Annotated in this window: 14 protein-coding genes, 1 other RNA gene, 1 pseudogene and 1 other annotated feature; of the genes and pseudogenes, 3 read left to right on the top strand and 13 right to left on the bottom strand. The window is 41.5% G+C overall.

Going from position 1 to position 16956, the window contains the following annotated elements; all coding sequences use genetic code 11:
• Positions 1–73 precede the first annotated feature (73 nt).
• Positions 74–742 (top strand): RsfA family transcriptional regulator, encoded by a 669-nt coding sequence (locus tag ABFG93_RS18345; protein ID WP_347549464.1) that lies wholly within the window; start codon positions 74–76, stop codon positions 740–742.
• 324 nt (positions 743–1066) lie between these two features.
• On the opposite strand, the gene ssrS is transcribed toward ABFG93_RS18345, so the two are convergent.
• From ssrS to ABFG93_RS18325, 4 genes are all read right to left on the bottom strand, one after another.
• A non-coding RNA gene (gene ssrS, locus ABFG93_RS18340) (6S RNA) lies at positions 1067–1250 on the bottom strand.
• A 101-nt stretch (positions 1251–1351) separates the two neighbouring features.
• Positions 1352–3139, bottom strand: coding sequence for an aspartate--tRNA ligase (gene aspS / locus ABFG93_RS18335; RefSeq protein ID WP_347549463.1), 1788 nt, complete (start codon positions 3137–3139; stop codon positions 1352–1354).
• Positions 3136–4422, bottom strand: coding sequence for a histidine--tRNA ligase (gene hisS, locus ABFG93_RS18330; protein WP_347549461.1), 1287 nt, complete (start codon positions 4420–4422; stop codon positions 3136–3138). The genes aspS and hisS overlap by 4 nt, the downstream gene beginning before the upstream one ends.
• A gap of 105 nt (positions 4423–4527) precedes the next feature.
• Positions 4528–4752 (bottom strand) — a binding site (T-box leader).
• 57 nt (positions 4753–4809) lie between these two features.
• Complete coding sequence (locus ABFG93_RS18325; RefSeq protein WP_347549459.1) at positions 4810–4983, bottom strand: RNA polymerase subunit sigma-70; 174 nt, start codon at positions 4981–4983, stop codon at positions 4810–4812.
• A 148-nt stretch (positions 4984–5131) separates the two neighbouring features.
• Here ABFG93_RS18325 and ABFG93_RS18320 point away from each other — a divergent pair, with 148 nt between their 5' ends.
• Positions 5132–5383 (top strand): hypothetical protein, encoded by a 252-nt coding sequence (locus ABFG93_RS18320; RefSeq protein WP_347549458.1) that lies wholly within the window; start codon positions 5132–5134, stop codon positions 5381–5383.
• A complete protein-coding gene (locus ABFG93_RS18315; protein ID WP_347552888.1) occupies positions 5373–6407 on the top strand; it encodes an N-acetylmuramoyl-L-alanine amidase in 1035 nt (344 codons plus the stop codon). The genes ABFG93_RS18320 and ABFG93_RS18315 overlap by 11 nt, the downstream gene beginning before the upstream one ends.
• A 44-nt stretch (positions 6408–6451) precedes the next feature.
• Here the strand turns inward: ABFG93_RS18315 and dtd are convergent, their stop codons facing one another.
• The 9 genes and pseudogenes from dtd to ABFG93_RS18270 form a co-directional block, all read right to left on the bottom strand.
• A complete protein-coding gene (gene dtd, locus ABFG93_RS18310; protein WP_347549457.1) occupies positions 6452–6895 on the bottom strand; it encodes a D-aminoacyl-tRNA deacylase in 444 nt (147 codons plus the stop codon).
• A 19-nt stretch (positions 6896–6914) separates the two neighbouring features.
• Positions 6915–9077: a RelA/SpoT family protein gene (locus ABFG93_RS18305; protein WP_431522100.1), complete on the bottom strand. Its 2163-nt coding sequence runs from the start codon at positions 9075–9077 to the stop codon at positions 6915–6917.
• A gap of 179 nt (positions 9078–9256) precedes the next feature.
• Positions 9257–9769, bottom strand: a complete 513-nt coding sequence (locus ABFG93_RS18300) for an adenine phosphoribosyltransferase (RefSeq protein ID WP_347549455.1) — start codon at positions 9767–9769, stop codon at positions 9257–9259.
• On the bottom strand, positions 9770–12127 hold the full coding sequence (recJ, locus tag ABFG93_RS18295) for a single-stranded-DNA-specific exonuclease RecJ (RefSeq protein ID WP_347549454.1): 2358 nt from the start codon (positions 12125–12127) through the stop codon (positions 9770–9772).
• A 209-nt stretch (positions 12128–12336) separates the two neighbouring features.
• Positions 12337–12669 carry a LapA family protein gene (locus ABFG93_RS18290; protein WP_347549452.1) on the bottom strand — a complete coding sequence of 111 codons (333 nt, stop codon included), beginning with the start codon at positions 12667–12669 and terminating at the stop codon, positions 12337–12339.
• 37 nt (positions 12670–12706) lie between these two features.
• Positions 12707–13615: a cation diffusion facilitator family transporter gene (locus ABFG93_RS18285; RefSeq protein ID WP_347549451.1), complete on the bottom strand. Its 909-nt coding sequence runs from the start codon at positions 13613–13615 to the stop codon at positions 12707–12709.
• Between the two features lie 146 nt (positions 13616–13761).
• Positions 13762–15976 (bottom strand): annotated as a pseudogene (gene secDF, locus ABFG93_RS18280) (protein translocase subunit SecDF).
• A gap of 106 nt (positions 15977–16082) precedes the next feature.
• Positions 16083–16346 (bottom strand): post-transcriptional regulator, encoded by a 264-nt coding sequence (locus ABFG93_RS18275; protein WP_347549450.1) that lies wholly within the window; start codon positions 16344–16346, stop codon positions 16083–16085.
• Between the two features lie 16 nt (positions 16347–16362).
• Positions 16363–16848, bottom strand: a complete 486-nt coding sequence (locus ABFG93_RS18270) for a COG2426 family protein (protein WP_347549449.1) — start codon at positions 16846–16848, stop codon at positions 16363–16365.
• Positions 16849–16956 lie beyond the last annotated feature (108 nt).

Raw genomic sequence — 16956 nt, 5'->3', positions numbered from 1 at the left:
CTTTCATACTGGCAAAGCTATTATTACTTTCAAAAAAGCTATGAAGTTAACAGGATAAAGGAGCTGAATTTATATGAAAGTTAGACAGGATGCATGGTCACACGAAGATGATCTACTTCTTGCTGAAACTGTGCTCAGGCACGTTAGAGAAGGAAGTACACAATTGAAAGCTTTTGACGAAGTGGGTGATCGACTCAGCCGCACGTCAGCTGCCGTTGGTTTCCGCTGGAATGCGATCGTACGTGACCGATACGAGCAAGCTTTAAAGCTAGCTAAAAAACAACGAAAAGAAATGAAACGAGCCGAACGCAGACAGCCAGAATATGTACAAAAAGAAAACAGAACAAACATTTCTCAAACTGATAAAACAATCACTCAACCCGCGGCCATAACACATACTTATCAACAAGAGCAGCCAATCAACCAGAAGCCAATGACAATAAAAGACGTGATCTCATACTTATCAACTCTAGAACAATCCGCCTCTTCAACAAGTAGACTAAAATCAAATCTCGAGAAACTAGAATTGGAGAATCAACACCTAACAGAACAAAACACCCTTCTCCATCAGAAAATAAAAACCCTCGAGAACGAACAACAAGTCATGAAAGAGGATTACCAATCTCTCATACAAATCATGGACCGAGCCCGTAGAATGGTCGTCCTAAACGACAACGAAGAACAAAACGTCCCAACCTTCAAAATGGATAAGAATGGAAATCTAGAAAAATTGGCTAGGTAATACCGAAAAGCGAAGACGAGCGTTTAGAAACGGAGATATTGGAACTCTAGAATAGGAACACGTTCTTTGTGTTCCTGTGAAAGAGTGAAATATCGAAGTTTCTGCGAGTCGTAGCTAGACACGAAAAGCGAAAGTGGCCGGTTTAAATCCGTTGGGCGTTGGAGCCCGTGAAAATGAGACGTTTTGTGTCTCAATCGAATGGGTGAAACGACCGAAGGATTTGACCACTGTAGCTGTATCTCATAAAAAGCGGAGACGAGCTTAAACCGCAAAAAAAAGCATCAGTTCGATCGAACTGATGCTTTGTTCATTTTAATCAAATAGAAGAGCCCCAACTGTGCCGTCCTTTCCATAATCGTTGAACCTGCATTGGCAGGTGGGTGCCCTATTCCATTCTTCGTACGTCCTCAGCTACCGAGGCATGTACTCTGAACGGAAAGAATCAGGCTCCCGTTGTAAAAGTGTTGGCTCAAATTATTATGGAAGTAAACGAACACTTCAGGACTCTTCGTTAACTTGTAATTGAATTATAGCAGACCTACAAAATGATTTCAATCATCTCGTTTTAGGTCCTTTTAATTATTTTAAAATCGATTTAGAGCGCTATTTCTACTTTTTTTCAGCAGCGACAGGCTTTTTAGCAAGCTCAAGATTCAGCTCCTTAAGCTGTTCTTCACTGACAGGAGAAGGTGCCTCTGTTAACAGACAGCTTGCACTCGCTGTTTTAGGAAACGCAATAGTGTCTCGTAAATTCGTTCTTCCTGCGAGCAGCATGATAAGACGATCGAGCCCAAATGCAATTCCTCCATGGGGTGGTGTACCATATTCGAAAGCTTCAAGAAGGAAACCAAATTCTTTTTCAGCTTCTTCTTTTGTAAATCCTAAAGCTTTAAACATTTTCTCTTGAATGTCGCGCTGGAAGATTCGCTGAGAACCGCCACCTAGCTCATATCCATTCAACACAAGATCATACGCATCAGCACGGACTTTACCTGGCTCGTCCTCAAGAAGGTGAAGGTCTTCTTTTAATGGCATTGTAAATGGATGGTGCTCTGCGAAATAACGATCCGCTTCTTCATCATAGCTCATTAACGGGAAGTCCATTACCCAGAGGAAGTTGAATTTCGAGTGATCGATCAGATCAAGCTCTTTTCCAAGCTTCATACGGAGGGAACCTAGGCTGTCAGCTACAACAGACTTGCTGTCAGCTACAAACAGGAGAAGATCTCCCGCTTCAGCGTCAAATACATCCTTCAGCTCAGCAGCAAGCGTTTCATCAAAGAACTTAGAAATAGGCCCTTTCAAACCATCTTCTTCGACTTTCAGCCACGCGAGTCCTTTTGCTTTGTACGTCTTCACATATTCAGTTAATGCATCAATGTCTTTACGAGAGTAACGACTTGCTGCTCCCTTGGCATTAATCCCTTTAACTGCTCCGCCTGATGAAACAGCTCCTGAAAACACTTTGAAGTCAGAGTCTTTTACAAGCTCAGATACATCAACAAATTCCATTTCAAAGCGCGTATCAGGCTTATCAGATCCATAGCGACTCATCGCTTCGGCATATGGCATACGCTGGAAAGGCGCTTCAATTTCTACACCCCTTGTTTCTTTTAAAACAGCTGTCATCATTTCTTCCATCATTGAAATCAGGTCTTCTTTCGGAAGGAAGGAGGTTTCAATATCCACCTGTGTAAATTCTGGCTGACGATCAGCCCGAAGGTCTTCATCACGGAAACACCGGACGATCTGATAGTACCGTTCAAAACCAGAAACCATCAACAGCTGTTTGAAAAGCTGCGGCGACTGTGGGAGCGCGTAAAATTCACCCTCATGCACTCGACTTGGTACAAGATAATCGCGCGCGCCCTCTGGCGTGCTTTTCGTCAGCATCGGTGTTTCAATTTCTAGAAATTCGTTATGATCAAGAAAATCGCGAATCACCTTCGTTGCGCGATGGCGAAGTTTAAACGTCTCCTGCATCACTGGACGCCTAAGATCAAGGTAACGATATTTCAGTCGAATATCTTCACCAACCTCTACATCATTTGCAATGCTAATCGGCGGGTTTTTAGCAGCATTAAGAATTTCTAGTGAATCTGCATGCACTTCAATTGCTCCAGTTGGAATATTCGGATTCACGGTTCCTTTCGCACGTTCTATTACCGTTCCTGTAATTCCTAGAACGTATTCACTTCTCACTTTTTCGGCAAGCTCAAGTGCTTCTTTTGAGAGATCCGGGTTAAAAACAACCTGTACGATACCAGAACGGTCTCTAAAATCGATAAAGATTAAGCCACCGAGGTCACGTCGTTTTTGCACCCACCCTTTTAGTTCTACTTTTTCCCCTACTTCACTTTCACGTAATTCTCCGCATGAATGGCTTCTTCCGATCATTCTCCATCTTCCTCCTTTAATTTCTCTATAAGATACGTCGCTATGTCAGTAAGACTAACTGCTTGCTGTTCACCAGTGTCCATATCTTTTACATTAATTTCATTTCGTGCGATTTCTTCATCACCAAGAATGGCGACGTACTTAGCTTGAAGACGATTTGCCGTCTTAAACTGGCTTTTCATTTTCTTATTGAGATAATCACGTTCTGTTGAAATCTCAGCTTTTCTGAGTTCCTGAACGAGGCCATTGGAAACCGTCTCTGCTTCATCGCCCATAGTCACAACATAGCAATCGATCGTTTTTTCAATCGGGAGTTCGACACCTTCCGCTTCAAGAGCCATTAACAATCGTTCAATACTCATCGCAAAACCGATGCCAGGTGTTGAAGGGCCACCCATTTCTTCTACTAGACCATTATAGCGACCACCACCGCTAAGTGTTGTAATCGCACCAAAGCCGTCAGCGTCACTCATGATTTCAAATGCTGTGTGATTATAATAATCAAGTCCGCGTACTAAACGATCATCCAATACGTAATCGATGTTCATATGATCGAGCGCTTCTTTCACTTTCGCAAAATACTGAGCTGATTCCTCATTCAAATAATCAATAATGGAAGGAGCTGTGCCCATTAATTCGTGATCACGGTCTTTTTTACAATCAAGAATGCGAAGCGGATTTTTCTCCAGACGATTCTGGCAGTCACTGCAAAATTCGTCGATGCGAGGTTCAAAATGATTGATTAAAGCTTTACGATGAGCTTCGCGACTTTCTCTATCCCCAAGACTATTTAAGTAAAGCTTGAGCTTCTTAAGTCCCAACTCTTGATATAATCCCATTGCAAGCGCAATAACTTCCGCATCAATTGATGGGTTGTTGCTTCCAAGTGCTTCTATACCAAATTGCACAAACTGCCTCATTCTTCCTGACTGTGGACGTTCATAACGGAACATCGGACCAATGTAATAAAGTTTAACCGGCTGTTCAGGTAAACCGTACATTTTATTGTTTACATACGCCCGAACCGCTGATGCGGTTCCTTCAGGGCGGAGTGTCAGACTTCGATTCCCACGATCTTCAAAAGTATACATTTCCTTTTGTACGATATCAGTTGTGTCTCCTACCCCACGCTGAAACAACTCTGTATGTTCAAAAATTGGTGTGCGAAGTTCATGATAATTATATCTACGGCAAATGTCTCTCGCTTTATCTTCAACGTATTGCCATAACTCAGATGTACCAGGGACAATATCCTGTGTACCTCTAGGGATTTGAAAACTCATCTCTATATTTCCTCCTTTAATCACTACCGAGAAGCCTACAGTCACGTTAGATTAAGTTCATATTCTTTTTTTGCGTACAAAAAAACTCCCATCCCTGAATCGAAATTCAGGGACGAGAGTTACCCGCGGTGCCACCCTAATGGAAGAACTAAGTCCTTCCGCTTAAACAGTTAACGCCTGTTTACGTCGTTCCCTACTGAGCTAACTGTTCGGAAACGATCCTTGGAAGTGTCTTTCAAAAAAGCGGTATCGAGAAATGCTCTCAGCCTAGCGGCATTTCCTCTCTGATCAACCCGGTGTTTTTTTACTTTTCTTCCTCATCGGAGCTTCGTATCGATTTACTGAATTGTTTTCTATAATACGAGTCGGCGATTTTTTTGTCAAGCCTTAGCGCTTCATTTTTTGTTTCATGATTTTTATGCTTTTTAATGAGAGACCAAATTCTTCCGCTAGTTCCATGTTTGACAAACACTGTTCCTTTTGCAGAAAATCTTGAAAGTTAACGCCAAACTCTGGCTCGGATAAATTGTAACTCATCATTTCTTTATTCGTTGATCTCATAAGTGTCATCCTCTTTTATATGAACTGTTTTTCTAGCTTTTCCAAAAAGAGAACGTTTTACAACTAAACGAAGGATTCTTTTCAGCCGATAAAGAAATTATCTTGTATAACTTGATGAACACCATGAGAATTCGAGAGGAGTTTCAAATTGAAAAAAACCATCGTTATTCTGTTATTTATTTTGATAGTCGGAATTCCTACAAAAACACTCGCTGAGAAGAAAGCCAATATTACCACTATCTCATCCAACATAGATGATGATTTGGCTTCGATTGAAGCTACAGTGACTGACCTTCATGTTCGTTCAGGTCCAGGTAGCAATTTCAGCGTACTCGGAAGCATTAATCCAGGTAAGCACTGGACCATAAACAGGAAAGGAGCGGGACTGGATTGCACTTGAATATAACGGTGACACAGGATCCTCCTGGCTTGTAACGAAAACCAATGCCCCAACCAGTACGGCGACTCATCTCCACACAAAAGAAGTTCAAGCGAACATACTAAATGTCCGCGAATTTCCCGGGACAGAGAATCTAATCCTTGCTCAGCTCCCATCAGGCTCAATTGTTAAAGAAATGGAGAAAAAGAACGGCTGGAGCCTTATTAGTTATCATAATGGAAAAGCAGGTTGGGTGGACAGCAAGTATATACGTGGAACAGACAAATCAGGCGGCGGATCAGCCTATGTCACGATTCTTTATCAGGCAACCAATTTACGAAGCGGTCCTGGCACAAGCTATAACGTTATATCCCAGGCACCTATTAAGAAGCGCTTCAAAATAATTGGTAAAGAAGGTAAATGGTATCGAATCCTTCTACGTGATGGCTCTACTGCATATGTAGCTGATTGGGTTGTTTCTACTGCTTCTAATCTATCTATCCTGCCACCATTACGAACTGGGAAAACCGTCGTTCTGGATGCCGGTCATGGCGGCCATGATAGCGGGGCACTTGGTATCTCTACTTTTGAAAAAATTCTTACGCTTCGAACATCGGACGCCATAGCAGAGAAGCTCAAAAATGCTGGCGTCCGCGTTATCACAACGAGAGACAGTGATACGTATATCTCTTTATCGGAGAGAACTCATCTCCCTGAACGGTATCAAGCAGATGCATTTGTTAGTATTCATTTTAATAGCACCGTAGACCCTACTGCGAACGGCGCGACGACTTATTATTACGATCCGAGTGATCTATCTCTAGCATCATCTATCCACAGGGAAATTGGAAATGAAACGTCTTTACAGGACCGTGGCATTCGCGTTGGGAATTATTATGTACTACGAAATAACGATCAGCCTTCTATATTACATGAACTTGGCTTTTTATCTAACCCATGGGAAGAACAGCTCGTAAACCGTATCGATTATCAGGCCAAAATTACTACTGAAATCTCTAATGGAATTCTTGCCTATTTAAACTAATGCAAAAAAAAGCCCGGTTCATTCCACCGCGGCTTTTTCCTACACTATTCCCTGCTATCAATTACAAGAGTAACAGGTCCGTCATTTGTTAGCTGAACATCCATCATGGCTCCAAAGACACCTGTCTGGACTCTAAGACCTTGATCCTGCAAAGACGCATTAAATTTCTCATATAACACGTTCGCTTCATAAGGCTTAGCTGCCTTCATAAAGTTGGGGCGTCTCCCTTTACGGCAATCCCCGTATAGAGTGAACTGTGAAATTGAAAGAATGTCACCTCCAGCTTCCTTGACAGAATGGTTCATTTTCTCGTTTTCATCCTCGAATATACGAAGGTTGGCTATTTTGTCAGCAAGATAGGTTGCATCCTTTTCTGTGTCTTCATGTGTTACGCCTAGAAGCACCACAAGACCAGATTTAATCCTTCCGGTTACATCACCCTCCACGGTAACAGACGCCTGTTTTGATCGCTGTACAACGACTCTCATGAAGAACTTCCTTTCTACTCTACTGCATAATTCTGCGAACAGCATAAATGTCAGGAATTCGTTTTACTCGTTCAACTACTTTTTGTAAATGAGCTGTATTACGAATCGAGACGGTCATGCTAATTGTTGCCATTTTATTATTATCAGATCGCCCTGATACGGACGTCATATCGGTTTTGGTTTCTGCCACGGCCTGAAGTACTTCGTTTAACAGGCCTCTGCGGTCAAAGCCACTGATCTCAATGTCAACATTGTAATTCTTAGGGGAATCGCTTTCCCATTCTACTTCAAGTAGACGCTCCTGTGCATTCTCCTCATTCACATTCGGGCAATCTTTCCTGTGAATTGAAACACCACGGCCTTTTGTGATGTATCCAACTATATCATCCCCTGGAACAGGATTACAGCACCTTGAAAGTCGAATCAACAGATTATCAATGCCCTTCACACGGACTCCAGACTCCGCTCTTTTTGGAGCACGAGATGGCGTATGCGTTTTTCCTTCAATAATTGATCTGGCTAGTTCTTCTTCCTGTTCTTTCGTCCGTTCTTTCCTGGCCTTATCAGTCAATCTTGTCGCAATTTGTGCAGCTGTAATGCCGCCATATCCCACGGCTGCATACATGTCCTCTTCACTTGTGAAATTGAATTTCTTCGAAACATTAGCAATGTTATCTGCTGTTAAGACTGCCTTTAACTCAAAGCCATGACTTTTAATTTCTTTCTCAACAAGCTCTCTGCCTTTATCAACATTCTCTTCGCGTTTTTCTTTCTTAAACCATTGCTTGATCTTGTTTTTGGCATGAGAACTCTGACTAATTTTGAGCCAATCTTTACTCGGGCCATAGGAATGTTTGGACGTTAAAACTTCGACGATATCACCTGTTTTCAATCGATGATCCAGCGGAACCATTTTTCCATTCACTTTCGCACCAATACAATGATTTCCGATTTCTGTATGAATGCGATAAGCAAAATCAAGTGGTACTGAACCAGTAGGCAGCTCAATGACATCACCTTTAGGAGTAAAAACAAATACCATATCGCTGAATAAATCGATTTTGAGAGACTCCATAAACTCTTCGGCATTAGAAACGTCATTCTGCCACTCAAGAATTTGTCTGAACCAGGAAAGTTTCTTCTCAAAAGAGCTATTAACCATATTCTCGTCGCCCTCTTTATAAGCCCAGTGAGCGGCAATTCCGTATTCAGCTACTTTGTGCATATCAGACGTTCTAATTTGAACCTCAAGCGGGTCACCTTTTGGTCCAATAACCGTCGTATGAAGAGACTGGTACATATTTGCTTTTGGCATTGCAATATAATCTTTAAAACGACCCGGCATCGGCTTCCAGCAGGTGTGAATAATACCCAAAACAGCATAACAATCCTTAATACTGTCAACGACGATCCGCACGGCAAGCAAGTCATAAATTTCATTGAACTGCTTATGCTGCTTAGCCATTTTACGATAAATACTGTAAATATGCTTTGGGCGTCCAGAAATTTCTGCATCGATCGAAACATCTTTAACACGCTCTTGAATTTCATCCACGACTTCATGAACAAATCCTTCACGTTCTGCTCGCTTCTTCTGCATCAGATTTACGATCCGGTAATACTGCTGCGGGTTTAAATAGCGAAGTGCCGTGTCCTCTAACTCCCACTTAATCGTTGAAATACCGAGACGATGAGCAAGCGGGGCAAAGATTTCAAGCGTCTCATTCGCCTTTTGAAGCTGCTTTTCCTTCGGCATATGCTTGAGTGTACGCATATTATGAAGACGGTCAGCAAGCTTGATTAAAATGCATCTGATATCCTGTGCCATGGCAATCATCATCTTCCGATGGTTCTCGGCCTGCTGTTCACGCTTCGATTTATATTTGATTTTCTTCAGTTTTGTTACACCATCAACGAGCATGGCAAGTTCAGGACTGAATTCATCAGATATTTGTTCGAGCGTCACATCAGTGTCTTCGACGACATCATGAAGAAAACCCCCTGCGACAGTGACTGGGTCCACTTCAAGATTAGCAAGAATGCCAGCAACCTCAATTGGATGAATAATATAGGGTTCACCCGATTTGCGGTACTGGCCTTCATGTGCGTTTCGCGCGTATTCATAAGCTCTATTAAGATAGGAGAGATCGTCCGAAGACAAATACTGCTCCGCTCTTTCCATTACTTCTTCTATGGTCATCAAATCACCTTGATTACTGTTGGTATATTGGTTCTATTATCGTTAAAAAAAGTCAGCATGTAAAGAGATTATGAAAAAAATGTCGTTTTCCCTAACTTGTAAGCACTGGATAAGCATTCATAAAGAGAAAGAGCGTCCGGCAATTCGGACACTCCATTCTATTAGTATGTCATTAATGTGAAAATATCATGACGGTCAAGGTTTTTGCGTCCTTCGAGATAGGAAAGTTCAATCATGAAGGCAAGACCAACTACCACACCACCAAGCATTTCAACTAATTCGATCGTTGCGTTGATCGTTCCTCCAGTTGCAAGCAGGTCGTCAGTGATTAACACTCTTTGTCCCGGCTTAATAGCGTCCTTATGAATGGTAAGGACATCTTTCCCGTATTCAAGACCGTAGTCTACTTTTGCAACTTCACGCGGAAGCTTTCCTTCTTTACGTACAGGTACAAAACCAATACCGAGAATGTAAGCAACAGGACATCCTACGATAAACCCTCTCGCTTCTGGTCCAACAATAACATCGATGTTTTTATCTTTTGCGAAGTCCGCAATGTCATTAACGACAGCGCTATAAGCTTCTCCGTTTTGCATAAGAGGAGTAATATCTTTAAAACGAATTCCCTCTTTCGGATAGTCTTCAACTACTGCAATATAATCTTTATAATTCATTTACTTTATGGCCTCCTCAGTGCTATTGACACAGTTAACTGATTGATCGAACCAACTTTTCAAAGCATGATAGGAGGAATAGCAAAAATCATTTTCAAGTTTTGCCTGTTCTAGCTTACTCCTATAAGTTTTAGAAGAAGTTAATTCACTTTTTACAGATTGTGAATTCAGAGAAATCAGTCCATCATCCATTGTAACAAAATTCAACTCAAAAAACACCTCTGACATAAAGTGAACCGTTTCTTTCGACCACCCTTTATGCTTAGCAAGCCTTTCAGCGTCTCTTAAGTGAAAGCTCTCTCGTTTCATTAAAAATGCATAATACCATTTAAAATCTTCTCGTGATGGTAAGGTTGAAAAGAAATGATCTTCTTCATGTTCAAAAACGGCATACGTCCGATCAGGCAAACCACCGAATCGAAATAGCTCAATTAAATCTTCTTCTAAATCTGGAAGATCCAGTAGCATGACATATTTGTTTTGGAATGCAAGGTTTTGACCCTGGAAAGGTGGGCTTATAATATATTCCTGCCAATTTTCAAGCTTAAGCTTACTAACTGTATTCTTCTGAAAGGAGACCATTATAAGCTTGTTGAGCAGAAGTCCCTCGAGTCGTTTTTTCAAGTCTCGGATGCCTCGATAGTCAAAGAGCTGCCACTCATTAACAGCAATATCTTTCACAAAAATTTGCGGTTTGCGCAGTCCATTCCATTCGTTAACTGAAAGCTGGCCAATCACACTGACTGCAGCCCTTGACGCAATCTCCTCAAACGCATAGCCAAAATGAAAACCAACACCATCAAGAGTAGAGCCATTCTCTTCAAGTGCTACCTTCAAATGATTGTCTTTGCTACCAATTCTTCTGATTTGGGAAAGATTAACTTCTTTTAACATAACAATTGGTTTAGGATTACTAACACCAAATGGAGCCAATAGATTCATCTCTTCAATTGTTTCAAGAGTTACATCTTCAACACGACAGTGCAAATCCACTTTTGTAAGTGGAGTTAAGTCTTCTTCCGTTAACTTCTCTAATGCCTGCTCATTCAATCTTGAACGGAGACTTTCAAGATAATCAAGGTCAATTGTCATACCAGCTGCCATTGGATGACCACCGAAGTTAGGAAGAATGTCTCTACATTCAGAAAGGTTGGCAAACATATCAAAAGCTTCAATACTTCGAGCAGAACCTTTAGCAACCCCTTTCTCACGGTCAATACTCATCACTATCGTAGGTCGATAATATTTTTCAACGAGTCTTGAAGCAACAATCCCGATCACACCTGCATTCCAACTCTCTTTAGCAATAATAAGGACACGATTGTTTTCATCAGAGAGGTATTTTGATTCTACCTCTTCAATCGCTTCCTGTGACATTGTATTCACAAGTTCCTGACGGGTTTTGTTCAGTGCATCTATGTCAGTTGCTAGTTGTTCTGCAAGTTCAGAGTCATCGGTTGTGAGAAGTTCTACTGCCGGATCTGCGCTATCAAGTCGCCCAGCTGCGTTTAGACGCGGACCGATTCCAAAGCCCAGGTGCTCTTCGTTCAGCTCCTGTCCTTTCAATCCGCAGACTTCTAGAAGTGCTTTAATCCCCGGCTTCGTTGAATTCTGCAATGCACGAATGCCTTCACTGGCAATTAAACGATTCTCATCCTGAAGGGGCACAAGATCAGCAATTGTACCCATTGCGGCAATTTCTAGCAAATGCCCTGGAATGCGTTCAAGGAGTGCCTGTGCAAGCTTAAATGCAACACCAACGCCTGCCAGTCCTTTAAAGGGATACCCACAGCCTGGTTTCTTCGGGTTGATTGTAGCAAAGGCGTCCGGCAAAACTGGTGGTGGCTCATGATGGTCAGTAATAATAAGATCAATACCTATTTCTTTTGCCACTTCCGCTTCATGAACACCCGAAATACCGGTATCTACAGTGACAATTAGCTGATATCCCTCTTCCTTCGCCTGACGAAAAGCTGCTTCATTTGGTCCATACCCTTCCGTAAAACGATTAGGGATGTAGTAATCAAATGTTGCACCAAGTTCTTTTAATGTATATACGAGCACTGTCGTACTACTAACACCATCCGCATCGTAGTCACCGAAAATCAAAATGCTCTCATTATTCGTTATCGCCTGTTTAATCCGATCAACAGACTCTCTCATTCCGTCCATTAGAAATGGATCATGATAGGAGAGGTTTTCCTTATATAAAAATTTGCGTGCTTCTTCCTTTTCAGTAATTCCTCGATTTACTAACAGCGAGGAAGCTAGTCGGGAAACTCCCAGTTCACTCTGGAGCCGATCGATGCTTGTTTCATCAGATTCAGCAACTCTCCATCGTGTTTTAGATCTTAACATCGAATCACCTCTTAACCTGTTCATTATATATAGTTTAAACATTTTTGACTATAGTTTAGAAGGAGGAATCTCTTTCCGTTTAATAGATATAACATTCGCAGTATTAATAGGCGAGAGAAAATATCGTAGTATATATCCTGGTCTGAACAATAATTATCATAGCCCATTAAAAAAACCCCGGTCATCATCTTCGGGGTTTCTTACTTTGTCTATTTTCCAGTTTCAGAAACTGTTTTTTCTTCAGAAGCTTCAGTTGTATCTACCGGAGTAACAACTTCCGGTTCAGTTGTAGTGGTTTGAAGCTTTACATTTTCCTTCTTCAGAGCTTTGAGCTCTCTTTTCAACCTGTAATATTTCACCATACCAAACCCAAGTACAAGAATAGCACCCATTAATACTGATCCTAATATAACGAGTACAAGCGGCCAATCTGATGTACCGAATACATAGTTTACTTGTACCGGGTCAACGTTCACTACGGAAAAGACTGCAATAATAAGTGCAAAAGTAAGAGCAACTACAAGTCCCCACTGTCCTTTCATTCACATCTACCTCCCCTTCTTCAAATACTTTATTTCATTAACTTTTTTTTATGCTCTTTGGTTCATAGGGATTAATATGGACAAGTACATCGTGTACTTCTTCCTCTTCTAGCAACCGTTCTTTTACAGACTTCCCGATGTCATGTCCTTCTCTTACCGTCATATCTGGATCGACACCTAGTTTAATATCAATAATAACATAGTGGCCGTGCTCTCTCGCAAAGAACTCATCAAGGTTTACGACGCCAGGCATGCTTTTAATCACTTCTTTGTACACTAGCGTATCTTCTTCATGCAATACATGATCAAGTGTCGTATGGATCGATTCAAATCCCAGTTTGACTGCCATTTGAGCAATGAGGATTGAAACAAAGATGCCCGCTACTGGATCTGCGTAAACGAGCCAGGGCAAATTGAATTTACTCCCGAGGATAGCACCTGCAATTCCGATTAAAACTGCTATAGAAGAATACACATCTGAACGGTGTTCATAGGCATTAACAATTAATGCATCACTCTTAATCTTTTTACCCAAACGATACTTATATTGAAACATGACTTCTTTTGTAATGATGGAAATAAGCGCACCATAAAGAGCAAGAGTCCCTGGAGCTTCAATGGGTTCAAAAAGCGCCTTACCTGAACTAATACCAATTTCAACCCCTACGAGGAGCAGTAGCACAGCTACAATAATCGCTGCGATCGATTCAGCTTTTCCATGACCATAAGGGTGATCTTTATCAGGTGGAAGTTTGGCAGCTCGAAGCCCAACAAAAACAGCGAAAGATCCGGCAACATCTGAAGCAGAGTGTGCTGCATCAGCAATTAAAGCCCGACTATTCGCGATCGAACCGAGAACACCCTTTAAGACCGCAAGCGCAATATTGCCTAATATCCCTATAATTGCGGCAATTTCAGCTTTTCGAAATCGTTCTTCTTTGTTCATCTCTTTCACCTCATACCATTCCAGTTCATTATAGCTTCTCCCATATTCAGGTATCTAAATCAAGGATATAGACATGTAAAAGCCATGGCGTGGCCATGGCTTTTATCTCATTTCATCCACCTTAGCTTTCTTGTGGAACGCACACTTTATACTTCACTTTCAACAGGCGTGAATTTCTTCTTTTTTAATTGTTTCCCTTTCCAAACTGCCCATAACTGAGAGGCAATAAAGAGAGAAGAATACGTTCCGGCAACAAGACCGATCAACAGCGCAATAGCAAATGGACGGATAGCTTCTCCACCAAAAATGGTTAGTGCAAGGGCCGCAAATACAACTGTCAGTACGGTATTAATTGAACGGGCAAGCGTCTGAACAAGGCTTTTATTTACAACACGTGCAACATCTTCAAACGTTTTCACTTTCTTCTCAAACTTCATGTTCTCTCGGATACGGTCAAACGTTACGATGGTATCGTTAATGGAGTAACCAACAATTGTGAGCACCGCAGCAATGAATGTAATATTCACTTCGATTTGCAAGATGCTGAATACTGCAATAATAAAGAATGCATCGTGAAATAATGCAACAATAGCAGCAAATCCCTGCAACCACTCAAACCGAAGGGCAACATATAGGATAATCCCAACTGAAGCAATTGCGACCGCAATAAAGGCATTTTTAGCAAGGTCTACTGCTACATCAGGTGATACGGTGCTAATACTTGGTTCAGTACCGTATAAATCTGTAAAGTGAGTTTTGATTTCTGCTACTTCATTCTGTTCAAGTTCATTTTTGAACGCCGCTACCGCAATATCTCCGCCACCTGCGAGCGTCACTGACTCTGGTTCAAACCCAAGTCCGTCAAATTCATCGGTCACTTCTTCCACGGTTAACTTACTGTCTGATTGAATGTCCACACGTGAACCACTTGAAAAATCAATCCCAAGATTCAAACCAAAGATCGCAATAGCCAGTCCACCAAGAACGATTAGCGCAAGCGAAATCGCAAAGAACTTATTCCGATGTTTAACAAAGTCAAACGTGATATCTCTCACTTTAGAGCTCATCGATTTCACTCTCCTTCACGCCAAAAAATCCAGGCTTCTTATTTAAAGCCCTGCTCTTGACCCACAGTCCGAGAAGAATTCGTGAACCCCAAACAGCAGTCAAAAAGCTAACAACAATACTTGTAATCAGCATTACCGCAAATCCTTTAACTGAGCTAGTCCCATAAGCAAAAAGAACTCCTGCTGCAATTAGGGTTGTAATATTAGCATCGAAAATCGTTGTAAATGAACGTCTTCCTCCGGCTTTAAATGCGGATATCACTGACTTACCTGAACGAATTTCTTCTTTAATCCGCTCATATGTGATGATATTTGCATCAACAGCCATCCCTACACCAAGAATTAGAGCAGCGATACCAGGTAGGGTAAGGACTGCATTCATCCAGTTAAATACAACAAGGATGAGGTAAATATAAACGCTAAGGGTGATAACCGCAATAACGCCTGGTAATCGGTAGTAAAACAACATAAATAAGAAAATCAAGCCGATACCAATAAATCCTGCGATTACCGTTTTATCTAGCGACTGTTCACCAAATTGAGCACCAACAGATGTTGAATAAATTTCTTCAAGTTGAACAGGAAGAGAACCTGCGTTTAATAGCTCTTTTAAGTTTTCTGCTTCTTCTAGCTGAAACGGAGGTCCAGAAATTACAACGGTATTTTGTGACAGTACCTTGTTTACAGCAGGATCCGAAATGAACTTCTGTTCATCCGCAGGTTTTGTGATTTCCTCTTTATAGGAATCCCCTTCTTCATAATCAAGCCAGATCACAAGACGATTGTCTGGTGGTGGTAATTGACTTAATTCTCGGGTAATATTCGCAAATTGCTCAGGATTTTTAAGCGTTACCTGAACAACAGGTTGGTTATTATCAAATACAACCTTTGCTGCGCCTTCCTTCAAGTCAGCGCCACTCATTTTCTCTTCATCATCAGTAGTTCTAAACGTGAGCTCTGCCTGTGTGGATAGAAGCTCACGCGCCTGGTTCTGATCTTTAACGCCAGCGAGCTGGACGCGAATGCGATCGTCTCCTTCGATTGTGATTCGCGGCTCAGATACACCGAGAACGTTAATACGTTTATACAGTGCACTCACTGTACTGTTTAACAGATCCTGACTGATCTCCTGGCCTTCGTCAGCTGGCTTCACTTCATAAAGAACTTCAAATCCGCCCTGCAAGTCAAGACCGAGCTTGATGTCCTTTGTTACACCCATAACCGTTGTTCCGATCAATCCACCAAGTAAAAGGACGATCAAAAAGAACGCTACAATACGGCCTTTTTTTACCATGGAACAAAAACTCCTCTCTAAACCCCTGGCATTCATTCTTATGTACGTTGAAATGACACAATACTACTTATTATACAGAAATATGAATTTTTCTGTCAATTTCAGTCTAAGCGTCCTGCTGCTTACTGAACATATCAGTTCCTTTATAGGCGTGTATCGTCAGCCAATTCATATATTCATTAACAGAAAGCCTCATAATCTCATTAACAAGACGGTGCAATTGGATTTCCTCTAAATCTTTGTTTCGTTTCAGACGTGCAAGGAGACAATCCCAGATCTCATCCATGCTTGCCCCATTGTATCCCAAAAAATGAAATTCGTCCTGCTTGCTTTCAAGGGCAGGATAAACTTCCTTCTTCCACTCTTCCATCCTAACGTCTCCTCTTTTAGAAAATTGAATAAATCGCCGCGCCAACCCCGAGTCCAGCAATAATGACACCGGTAAGGATCGATAGAAAGGCGTATTTAAATCGAATAGCAAAAAGCGCAGCAGCAACACATGCGCTGTATGCACCTGTCGTTGGAAGTGGCACAGCCGTAAATAGAATGAGGCCGATCGCTCCATATTTATCTACATTCTTACTTTTGCTAAGCGTTCTTTGATAGAGCCAATCATAGAAACGATTGTACCATTTAAATCGCATTAACCAGTTACTGAGCGGTTGAAAAAGCAACAGCAATGGGATGATTGGCAATGCATTCCCCAACAAGCTTAAAAGAAAAGCCTTAAGGAAAGGAAAATCAAAGGTATATGCCAGTGGCAATCCACCTCGCAACTCCAATATTGGAAGGGCAGATACAATAACAACGACCGCTTCCTGTGGAAGAAAACCAAGGTTATCTACCACAAAATGTTTAATCTCTTCTTTCATAGAAACACTCCTATATGCCTGTCATGCTTTGTCCCCTAATAAGCATATACATAGTGATAAAAAATATCTAGACTTTTCTACAATTTTGAAGGTGTACTCTGGATGGAA

This window comes from Pseudalkalibacillus hwajinpoensis (assembly GCF_039851965.1).
Taxonomy (GTDB): Bacteria; Bacillota; Bacilli; order Bacillales; family Guptibacillaceae; genus Guptibacillus; species Guptibacillus hwajinpoensis_E.
Note: the sequence above shows the minus strand (reverse complement) of the source record. Positions and strands in the feature narration are given on the sequence as shown.